The organism is Pseudomonas sp. 3JA (assembly GCF_036961705.1).
Taxonomy (GTDB): Bacteria; Pseudomonadota; Gammaproteobacteria; order Pseudomonadales; family Pseudomonadaceae; genus Aquipseudomonas; species Aquipseudomonas fluorescens_Q.
On the sequence record NZ_JBAMDJ010000049.1, the window covers coordinates 37858 to 44257 of the forward strand.

Sequence of the window (6400 nt, forward strand, 5' to 3'; positions counted from 1 at the left end):
AAGTTGTCATGGCCAGGCGGATTTCATGGAAAAATTGGAGAAAAAAATGAAAAGCTTTATGTCTCGTGCCGCGTTGGCCGGCCTGTTGCTGAGTACTTCGATGCTGGCGACTGCCGCAACCCCCGCTCCCAAAGGCGCAGAGGTATTCATCGTTTCCCCGGAAGACGGCGCCACCGTTGCCCAGGAATTCAAGGTCAAGTTCGGCGTCAAGGACATCGCCCTGGCTCCGGCGGGTGATGTGACCAAAAACACCGGGCATCATCATCTGCTGATCGATGTCGACAAACTGCCCGCTGAAGGCGCACCGATTCCGACCGACGCCAACCACATGCACTTCGGCAAGGCACAAACCGAGGCCACCATCAAACTGGCCCCGGGCAAACATACCTTGCAGCTGATATTGGGTGACAGCGGCCATATGCCGTTCCATCCGACGATCGTGTCCAAGAAGATCACCGTCACCGTGAAGTAACGCAGGCAAAAAAACGGGAGCCCCTTACGAAGCTCCCGTTTTTTATTGCAAGCCAAACCTCAACTTGCCGTCCAACCTTCTTAGAACAACACCCGGCAACGAATGGTGCCGTTGATGTGCTGCAGCTTCTCTTGCGCCAGGTCCGAGTATTCGGCGTCGACGTCGATCACGACGTAGCCGACTTTCTCGTTGGTCTGCAGGAACTGACCGGAAATGTTGATGCCGTTTTCGGCGAAGACCTTGTTGATCTCGCTCATCACACCCGGGATGTTCTCGTGGATGTGCAACAGGCGATGCTTGCCAGGGTGTGCCGGCAGAGCCACTTCCGGGAAGTTCACGGACGATACCGACGTACCGTTGTCGCTGTACTTGACCAGCTTTTCCGCCACTTCCAGACCGATGTTGGCCTGGGCTTCAGCGGTGGAACCGCCGATGTGTGGGGTCAGGATCACGTTGTCCAGGCCACGCAGCGGGCTTTCGAAGATGTCGTCGTTGGAGCGCGGCTCCACCGGGAACACGTCGATGGCGGCGCCGATCAGGTGCTTGTCCTTGATCGCGTCGGCCAGGGCGTCGAGCTTGACCACGGTGCCGCGAGCGGCGTTGATCAGGATCCCGCCCTTCTTGATGGCACGGATTTCCTTCTCGCCGATCATCCACTGGGTGGCAGCGGTTTCCGGCACGTGCAGGGTCACGATGTCGGACATGCCCAGCAACTCGTGCAGGTTGTTGACCTGGGTAGCGTTGCCCAGGGGCAGTTTGGTCACGGTGTCGTAGAAGAACACCTGCATGCCAAGGCCTTCAGCCAGTACCGACAACTGGGTGCCAATCGAGCCGTAACCGACGATACCCAGCTTCTTGCCGCGGATTTCGAAGGAGTTGGCCGCGCTCTTGATCCAGCCGCCACGGTGGCAGGAAGCGTTCTTCTCAGGGATGCCGCGCAGCAGCAGGATCGCTTCGGCCAACACCAGTTCGGCAACGGAACGGGTGTTGGAGTACGGCGCGTTGAACACCGCGATGCCGCGCTCGCGCGCCGCATTGAGGTCAACCTGGTTGGTGCCGATGCAGAAGCAGCCGACCGCCACCAGTTTCTTGGCGTGGTCGAAGATCTCTTCGGTCAATTGAGTACGGGAGCGAATGCCGATGAAGTGAGCATCGGCGATCTTTTCCTTGAGCTGGGCTTCCGGCAGAGAACTGGTGATGTACTCGATGCTGGTGTAGCCCGCCGACTTGAGGACGTCGACAGCCGATTGGTGGACGCCTTCGAGAAGAAGGAACTTGATCTTGCTCTTATCGAGAGAAGTCTTGCTCATCTGCGTAAACCTGTGTCCCGGAGAAAAATGGCAGGGAATCGGACAGCGCATGCTGGCCCGACCGGCGTGACAGCCGTCGCCGCAGAACAGCCGTTGGGCACTACGCTGCGGGGTCGGTATGCTAGCATATGCACCCCGCTAAACACTCATTCCTGCGACGTGAAGCGTTCTCAGGATGACCATGAATTGTTCGAGAGTTCTGTCGATGACCAATCCTGCCCTGATAGATGAGCTGAAGACCCTGGTTGAGCCTGGCAAGGTCCTGACCGATGCCGACTCCCTGAACGCTTACGGCAAGGATTGGACCAAGCATTTCGCCCCGGCGCCCACGGCCATCGTCTTTCCCAAGACCACCGAGCAGGTCCAGGCCATTGTGCGCTGGGCCAATGAACACAAGGTCGCGCTGGTGCCGTCGGGCGGGCGTACCGGGCTTTCCGCCGCCGCCGTGGCGGCCAACGGCGAAGTGGTCGTGTCATTCGACTACATGAACCAGGTGCTCGACGTGAACCTCACCGACCGCACCGCGGTCTGCCAGCCTGGCGTGGTCACCGAACAACTGCAGAACAAGGCCGAAGAACATGGCCTGTACTATCCGGTAGACTTCGCTTCGGCCGGTTCCAGCCAGATTGGCGGCAACATCGGCACCAATGCCGGCGGGATCAAGGTCATTCGCTACGGCATGACCCGCAACTGGGTGGCGGGCATGAAGGTCGTCACCGGCAAGGGTGACCTGCTGGAGCTGAACAAGGACCTGATCAAGAACGCCACCGGCTATGACTTGCGGCAGCTGTTCATCGGCGCCGAAGGCACCCTGGGCTTCGTGGTCGAGGCCACCATGCGCCTGGACCGTGCGCCGAAAAACCTCACCGCCATGGTGCTCGGCACGCCGGACTTCGATTCGATCATGCCGGTGCTGCACGCCTTCCAGGGCAAGCTGGACCTGACCGCCTTCGAATTTTTCTCCGACAAGGCCCTGGCCAAGGTCCTCGCTCGCGGCGACGTGCCAGCACCGTTCGAAACCGAGTGCCCGTTCTACGCCCTGCTGGAATTCGAAGCCACCACTGAAGAAGTCGCCAATCACGCCCTGGAAACCTTCGAGCATTGCGTGGAGCAAGGCTGGGTGCTGGACGGCGTGATGAGCCAGAGCGAAACCCAACTGCAGAACCTGTGGAAGCTGCGCGAATACATTTCCGAAACCATCTCCCACTGGACGCCGTACAAGAACGACATCTCGGTGACCGTCTCCAAGGTTCCGGGTTTCTTGCGGGAAATCGACGCGATCGTCGGCGAACACTACCCGGACTTCGAAATCGTCTGGTTTGGCCACATCGGCGACGGCAACCTGCACCTGAACATCCTCAAGCCGGAAAACCTGAGCAAGGATGAGTTCTTCGCCAAGTGCGCGACCGTGAACAAATGGGTCTTTGAGACCGTCGAGAAGTACAACGGCTCGATTTCCGCCGAACACGGCGTGGGCATGACCAAGCGCGACTACCTGACCTATAGTCGTTCACCTGTGGAAATCGAGTACATGAAAGCGGTGAAGGCGGTATTCGACCCGAACGGCATCATGAACCCGGGCAAGATTTTCGCGATTTGACGCCTAAAAACACCTGATGAATCCCAGAAGCAGGAGCCGGTAATGAGCTATCAGCACCAGTATGTCGACGGTACACGTATTCATTTTCCGGTAGGGAAAGTGGTGTGCATTGGCCGCAACTACGCCGAACATGCAAAGGAACTGGATAACCCGGTACCCACCGAACCCTTGCTGTTCATCAAGCCGGGCAGTTGCGTAGTGCCGCTGGAAGGTGGTTTCAGCATTCCTGCCGACCGTGGCTCGGTGCACTACGAGGCGGAAATCGCCGTGCTGATCGGCAAGCCGCTGTCCACCAAGCCCAGCGCTGAAGAAGTACTGGACGCGATCTCCGGCTTCGCCCCGGCCCTGGACCTGACTCTGCGGGACAAGCAGGCCGAGCTCAAGGCCAAGGGCCTGCCATGGGAAGTGGCCAAGTCCTTCGACGGCGCGGCGGTGCTCGCACCGTTCGTGTCGAACGGCACCTTTGCCGACCTGACCGACATCCCCGTTCGCCTGACCATCAACGGTGAAGTGCGCCAGGACGGTAATAGCAGCCTGATGCTCAATCCCATTGTGCCGATGATCCAATACATGGCCGGCTGCTTCTCGTTGCAGGCCGGCGACGTGATCCTCACCGGCACCCCGGCAGGCGTCGGGCCGCTGAATGCAGGCGATGAACTGGTACTGGAGTTGCCGGGAGCGAGCCGCTTCGAAAGCAGCGTTCGCTAACGGCTAAACCCGTGCTCCCCTGTGAGCGAGCTTGCTCGCGATGAGGCCATCATCCAACATCGATGTCGGCTGACACACCGCTATCGCGAGCAAGCTCGCTCCCACAGGGTAGACATGACGCATTTGCGATCATTTACCGTTTTTTTCACATGCCATCCGGATAATTCCGGGGAATGCGGCATCTGAGCCAGCCACTCCCCTAGCCGAATTTTCTGGAACGCATTCCCCGATGGCCAAAACCCAAGCACTGTTTGCCGCCAAACCCGCCCGCCGCTCCCGCTTCGCCCTGCCCTGGTATGCCTGGTCGCTGCTGGCAGCGGCCGCAGCCTATGGCCTGGCGTTTGCGATGCACTGGGACGACCGCGGCCTGCTTTGGCTATCGGAACACTTCCAGAGCCCAGCCGAGCGCCAGGCGAGTATCTGGTTGCCGGACTACCACGCCGTGATCGACGCCAAGCCGCTACCCGGCATGGAGAAGGACGAGGCGTCCGATGTGACCTACAACCCGCAGACCAAGACACTGTTCGCCGTCATGGGCAAGAACCCGTTCCTGGTGGAGCTGACCCTGCAAGGCGATGTGCTGCGCAAGATGCCGTTGGTGGGCTGGAGCAACCCCGAGGGCGTGACTTATATGGAAAACGGCCTGCTGGCTATCGCCGACGAACGACGTCACACGTTGACCATCGTCCACGTTGGTCCCGACACCCGCGAATTGAACAAGGCCGATTTCCCCCACTACGATCTAGGCCCATCCAAGAACAAGAACAAAGGGTTCGAAGCGATCGCCTGGGCCCCGCGCAACCAGCAACTGGTACTCGGGGAGGAACGCCCACCGGCGCTGTTCACCTGGAAAAGCGATGGTAGCCAATTGCTCAAGGGCAACAAGCAAATCCATGTCAGCAATGAACTGGACCTGCGCAACCTCTCGGCACTGGCGATCGATCCGCGCACCGGTCACATGCTGGTGCTTTCGGCCGACTCCCATCTGCTGCTGGAACTGGACGAAACAGGCGAGCAGGTCAGCTTCATGGCCTTGCTGGGCGGCTTCAACGGCCTGAAAGACACAATCCCTCGTGCCGAAGGCATCACCGTCGATGAGGCCGGCAATCTGTACATGGTCAGCGAACCGAATCTGTTCTATCGTTTCGAAAAACAGCGCTGACAGCACTAACTCTGTAGGATAAATCCTCCATTGTTGTAGGGTGTGGCACACAGCCATTAAGCTTCAGTTCAGGCAACCGTGGTATTTCCAGGCACCTGTTCTTATCCGAGCCCACCCCAACATGCGTCGACTCGCCCGCCCCAAACCTTTGATCCTGATACTGCTGACGCTGGTGCTGATCTTCCTGATCACCGCCGGCCAGCATCTGCGCCTGTTCGAACGAGCCTGGTTCAACCTCAACACCCTCTGGCGAACCCCCAGCGAACAGGCCATCGCCCTGGACCAATACCGAGTCACGCTCGAGGCGCAGGCGATCGACGGCTTGGACGATGACGTTTCAGCGCTGACGTTCGATCCGATCCGCAAGAGCCTGTTCACCGTCACCAATAAAAATGCCGAGCTGGTCGAGTTATCGCTGGACGGCAAGATTTTGCGGCGCATCGCCCTGATCGGCTTTGGCGATCCGGAGGCGGTGGAGTTCATCAGCGAAGACATCTACGTCATCACCGACGAGCGTCAGCAGCGCCTGATCAAGATTCACCTGGAAGAGGACACCCAATTCATCGACGCCGCCGAAGCCGAACAGATAACCCTGGGCGTACACATGAGCGGCAACAAGGGGTTCGAAGGGCTGGCCTACGATTCGGTAGGCAAACGCCTGTTCGTGGCGAAGGAACGCGACCCGATGCTGATTTATGAAGTGCATGGGTTTCCCCATCACAATCCGGAAAAGTCCTATGCCGTCCATGTGATCAACAACCCCAAACGCGATGCCGGGCTGTTCGTACGCGACCTCTCAAGCCTGCAATACGACGAACGCAGCGGCCACTTACTGGCGCTGTCCGAGGAGTCGCGGCTGATTATCGAATTGGATATTGACGGCCGGCCGCTGAGCACGCTGTCGTTGAGCAAGGGCCGCCACGGCTTGCAAAAAACCGTGCCCCAGGCCGAAGGCCTCGCCATGGACGACGATGGCAACCTGTACCTGGTGAGCGAGCCGAATCTGTTCTACGTATTCAAGAAGCCGCAGCCTGATTGAACAGATAGGAAAAGATCCCGCGGCAAGCCCACCCGATCACTCAAGACCGACCTGAATCATTGTGGCGAGGGAGCTTGCTCCCGCTTGAGTGCGAAGCGCTCACCGCTTT

General features: G+C 59.1%; 6 protein-coding genes. 5 read left to right on the forward strand and 1 reads right to left on the reverse strand.

Translation table 11 applies throughout. From position 1 onward, the window contains the following. Positions 1-46: 46 nt before the first annotated feature. Entirely contained in the window at positions 47-472 is a 426-nt protein-coding gene (locus V7773_RS26735) for a DUF4399 domain-containing protein (protein WP_336076123.1), read from the forward strand. A gap of 80 nt (positions 473-552) precedes the next feature. Here the strand turns inward: V7773_RS26735 and serA are convergent, their stop codons facing one another. Then, positions 553-1782 carry a phosphoglycerate dehydrogenase gene (gene serA / locus V7773_RS26740; protein WP_003186856.1) on the reverse strand — a complete coding sequence of 410 codons (1230 nt, stop codon included), beginning with the start codon at positions 1780-1782 and terminating at the stop codon, positions 553-555. Between the two features lie 205 nt (positions 1783-1987). On the opposite strand from serA, the gene V7773_RS26745 reads away from it, so the two are divergent. The 4 genes from V7773_RS26745 (at position 1988) to V7773_RS26760 (ending at position 6291) form a co-directional block, all read left to right on the forward strand. Further along, complete coding sequence (locus tag V7773_RS26745) at positions 1988-3382, forward strand: FAD-binding oxidoreductase (RefSeq protein ID WP_063323440.1); 1395 nt, start codon at positions 1988-1990, stop codon at positions 3380-3382. 42 nt (positions 3383-3424) lie between these two features. Then, a complete protein-coding gene (locus V7773_RS26750; RefSeq protein WP_063323441.1) occupies positions 3425-4090 on the forward strand; it encodes a fumarylacetoacetate hydrolase family protein in 666 nt (221 codons plus the stop codon). 229 nt (positions 4091-4319) lie between these two features. Continuing rightward, complete coding sequence (locus V7773_RS26755) at positions 4320-5252, forward strand: SdiA-regulated domain-containing protein (RefSeq protein ID WP_336076124.1); 933 nt, start codon at positions 4320-4322, stop codon at positions 5250-5252. A 121-nt stretch (positions 5253-5373) separates the two neighbouring features. Further along, complete coding sequence (locus tag V7773_RS26760) at positions 5374-6291, forward strand: SdiA-regulated domain-containing protein (protein WP_336076125.1); 918 nt, start codon at positions 5374-5376, stop codon at positions 6289-6291. Positions 6292-6400: the final 109 nt, after the last annotated feature.

What these genes read in the sequence shown, in the direction of transcription:
- serA (WP_003186856.1), bottom strand. Translation starts at nt 1,782, where the DNA reads ATGAGCAAGACTTCTCTCGATAAGAGCAAGATCAAGTTCCTTCTTCTC.
- V7773_RS26755 (WP_336076124.1), top strand. Translation starts at nt 4,320, where the DNA reads ATGGCCAAAACCCAAGCACTGTTTGCCGCCAAACCCGCCCGCCGCTCC.
- V7773_RS26735 (WP_336076123.1), top strand. Translation starts at nt 47, where the DNA reads ATGAAAAGCTTTATGTCTCGTGCCGCGTTGGCCGGCCTGTTGCTGAGT.
- V7773_RS26745 (WP_063323440.1), top strand. Translation starts at nt 1,988, where the DNA reads ATGACCAATCCTGCCCTGATAGATGAGCTGAAGACCCTGGTTGAGCCT.
- V7773_RS26750 (WP_063323441.1), top strand. Translation starts at nt 3,425, where the DNA reads ATGAGCTATCAGCACCAGTATGTCGACGGTACACGTATTCATTTTCCG.
- V7773_RS26760 (WP_336076125.1), top strand. Translation starts at nt 5,374, where the DNA reads ATGCGTCGACTCGCCCGCCCCAAACCTTTGATCCTGATACTGCTGACG.